The sequence below is a fragment of the Mesorhizobium sp. genome (assembly GCF_041661565.1).
In the GTDB taxonomy this organism is placed as follows: Bacteria; Pseudomonadota; Alphaproteobacteria; order Rhizobiales; family Rhizobiaceae; genus Mesorhizobium.
On sequence record NZ_JBAZUD010000261.1, the window covers coordinates 1 to 2,763 of the forward strand.

General features: G+C 64.3%; 2 protein-coding genes. Both read left to right on the forward strand.

Annotation, left to right across the window (positions count from 1 at the left end):
• A partial coding sequence (gene dnaB / locus WC739_RS25260) for a replicative DNA helicase (RefSeq protein WP_372955713.1) occupies nucleotides 1-2,466 on the forward strand: 2,466 nt, incomplete at its 5' end.
• A gap of 131 nt (nucleotides 2,467-2,597) precedes the next feature.
• A partial coding sequence (locus WC739_RS25265) for an alanine racemase (protein WP_372955714.1) occupies nucleotides 2,598-2,763 on the forward strand: 166 nt, incomplete at its 3' end.

The window sequence follows — 2,763 nt, forward strand, 5'->3', positions numbered from 1 at the left end:
AACGACGGCTTCCAGCCTGAGGGTCGCGACAGCCAGGAAGTGCTGTCGGCCGCGGAAATGAAAGTGTTCCGCATCGCCGAGCAAGGCCGCCGCGGCCGCGCCGATTTCGTGCCGCTGCGCGAGGCGATGAAGGAAGCGTTCCAGCTTCTGCAGGAACGCTACGAAAACCAGGGTACGGTCACCGGCCTGCCGACAGGGTTCCATGATTTCGACGAAATGACGGCGGGCTTGCAGCCTTCGGATTTGATTATCCTTGCGGCGCGTCCGGCGATGGGCAAGTGCTTGAGCGCCGATTCCGAGATCGTCCTGGACGACGGTTCGATCGCCACCATCGAGGAAATCTGCCAGACGCGGGCTGGCGGCATCGGAACGCTGACCGACGAGCATCGCCTTGCACGCACGACGCCGTCCGATTTCATCGACGACGGGATCAAGCCGACCTTCGAGATCCGCACGCGCCTGGGTCGCCGGGTCGAGACCACGGCGCCGCATCCGTTCCTGACCCTGGATGGCTGGAAGCCGCTGCTCGAGTTGAAGGAGGGCGACTACATCGCCGTGCCGCGACGCCTGCCCGTATTTGGCGACCAGCCGATGCGCGAGTGCGAAGTCACCTTGCTCGCCTATCTGATCGGCGACGGCGGGCTCACCAGCAGCCAGCCCAAGTTCACCAACACCAACCCCGAGATCGTTGCCGAGTTCATGGCCGCAGTCGATGCTTTCGGCGGAGTGACGGCAACGCCGACCGAAAAACGCCCCGGCTTTGCTTCGTCCTGGCGTGTCGGGGCCAATACGAATGACGTGTCGATGCGCCGCGATCGCTTCGCCCGTACGCTCGATGCCGGAATCGTCGCCAGCGGCCGGACTGCATCAAGCCTCGCGTCGGCGCTGAACGTCGAGCCGGCGAGCATCACCCACTGGCGCCACGGCCAGACGGTGCCTGATAGCGAATTGTTTGGCCGCCTGTGCGGAGAGCTTGCGATCGAGCCGACGGCACTGGCAGCGGGTGGCATCGCCGCCGCGTCCAGGAATGCCCCCAACCCGATGACGCTGTGGTTGCGCGAGCTGGGCCTGATGGGCAAGAACGCGCACGGGAAATCCATTCCGGCTGCGATTTTCCGCCTGCCGCGCGAACAGGTGGCGCACTTCCTGAACCGGCTGTTCGCCACCGACGGCCGGGCGACGGTGCTGGCCTCCGGCCAGGCCCAGCTTGGCTACGCCAGCGTGTCCGAACGGCTCGCGCGGCAAGTGCAGCATCTGTTGCTGCGCTTTGGCGTCGTTGCCAAACTGCGCCAGCGCTGGGTGAAGTACCGGGACACGCGGCGCCCGGCCTGGCAATTGGATATCACCGACGCGGATTCGATCCGAACCTTGATCGGTGAGATCGGTATTTTCGGCAGGCAAGCGGCGGTCGACGCCGTGCAAGCGTCGCTTGCCAGGCGTGGCGCGCACAGCAACGTCGACCACATCCCGGTGGCGGTCTGGGACCGGATCGCGGAGGCCAAGGGCGACATGTCCTGGGCCGAGCTGGCGCGTCGAACCGGCTGTAACGATTCCAACAGCCATGTCGGCAAGCGCGCGCTGTCGCGCGATCGCCTCGCCCGGATTGCCATGGTGCTGCAGGACGCCGGACTGGCGGCGCTGGCGAGCAGCGACGTGGTCTGGGACCGGATCGAGTCGATCATCGCGACCGGTGAACAGCAGGTCTACGACCTGACCGTGCCCGACACGCACAACTTCATCGCCAACGACATCTGCGTGCACAACACCACGTTGGCTTTGAACATGGCCGAATACGCCGCGCTCAAGACCAAGAAGGCGGTCGCGGTCTATTCCATGGAAATGTCCGCATCGCAGCTGGCGTTCCGCTTGATTTCCTCGATCGGCCGCATCAACGCCACGCGCCTGCGCACCGGCCAACTCGAGGACGAGGACTGGTCGCGCGTCAACATGGCGATCAAGATGCTTTCCGACGTCAAGATATTCATCGACGACACGCCGGCGCTATCGCCGGACGTGCTGCGCTCCAAGGCGCGCCGGATCAAGCGTGAGCATGACCTCGGCCTGATCGTGATCGACTACCTGCAGCTCATGACGGTGCCCGGCACCGGCGAAAATCGCGCCACGGAAATCTCCGAGATTTCCCGCTCGCTCAAGGCCCTGGCCAAGGAACTCAACGTGCCGGTGGTGGCCTTGTCGCAGCTCAACCGCGGCCTGGAATCGCGCACCGACAAGCGCCCGGTGATGGCCGACCTGCGCGAATCCGGCGCCATCGAGCAGGACGCCGACATCATCGTCTTCATCTACCGCGACGAGTACTACAACAAGGAGTCGGCCGACAAGGGCTTGGCCGAGGTGATCATCGGCAAGCAACGTAACGGCCCGACCGGCATGTGCAAGCTGAAATTCTTCGGCGAATACACCCGCTTCGACAACCTGGCCCGCGACAGCACCGGCTCCTTCGAATAGCCAGAACTGTGGGAGCGGCTTCAGCCGCGATAGCTCTTCGATCAACAAGACCAGTCGCGGCTGAAGCCGCTCCTACAATGTGGCGGCAATCGCGGCTGAAGCCGCTCCTACAAATCCGTTAGAATTTGCTGATGTCCCGGGCTACCACGGCCACCATTCATATCGATGCTTTGCGTCATAACCTGGCGCAGGTGCGGCTGCTTGCGCCGAATTCGCAGGTGATGGCGGTGGTCAAGGCCGATGGCTACGGCCATGGCCTGGAGCGTGTTGCGCGTGCGCTGGCAGGCGCCGATGCGT